The sequence below is a fragment of the Anoxybacillus sp. LAT27 genome (genome assembly GCF_022030075.1).
GTDB lineage: Bacteria > Bacillota > Bacilli > Bacillales > Anoxybacillaceae > Anoxybacillus > Anoxybacillus kestanbolensis.
The window spans coordinates 1-234 of sequence record NZ_JAIWYK010000281.1; the positions used below are offsets into that span (position 1 = coordinate 1).

1 protein-coding gene is annotated in these 234 nt (G+C 63.2%); it reads right to left on the reverse strand.

Translation table 11 applies throughout. The features are described 5' to 3' along the window. On the reverse strand, window positions 1-234 hold a 234-nt coding region (locus LD028_RS09460), incomplete at both ends, for a GntP family permease (RefSeq protein WP_237811670.1).

The window sequence follows — 234 nt, forward strand, 5'->3', positions numbered from 1 at the left end:
TGTTGAACGCGCCGCCTGCCCCGATCACCAGCAGAATGGTGGCCGTCGGCGCCAGGCAGTCGTTGGTGAACTTCAGAATGTCGTCCTTGGTGAATCCGCGGGCAAAGCCCAGCGTCCAGAACGAGATCACGGTGGCAATCAGCAGGGACGTGATCGGGCTGCCGATGAAGTCAGCCCACACGCGAACCGTGTGTTCCGTCGGCAGCGTGATGTCCGCGATGGTCGCCCCCAGCA